We start from the raw sequence: 230 nt of genomic DNA on the forward strand, positions 1-230 counted from the left end.
CCTGACGATCCACTCACGATCGCCAGGCGGTGCAATTTCGGACAAGACCAACTCGCCAAAGTCAACGATCTTGCCGAAGAAGACCACAACAAAGCCGACCAAGAAACAGGACGACCAGCCTTCTACGACAACGCTATCCCAACCGAATACAACCACTCGATACGAATCAGAAAAGGCCCCATGGAATAGCACAAAAAGTGTCCGACCGACGACACGCCGACCGGACACAC

1 pseudogene is annotated in these 230 nt (G+C 53.5%); it reads left to right on the plus strand.

The annotated features are described in order from the left end of the window. Nucleotides 1-189 (plus strand): annotated as a pseudogene (locus HMPREF2734_RS11505) (IS256 family transposase); the annotation flags it as partial. Between the last annotated feature and the right edge of the window lie 41 nt (nucleotides 190-230).

Origin of the sequence: Corynebacterium sp. HMSC055D05, from assembly GCF_001810365.1 — a bacterium.
Lineage (GTDB): Bacteria > Actinomycetota > Actinomycetes > Mycobacteriales > Mycobacteriaceae > Corynebacterium > Corynebacterium coyleae.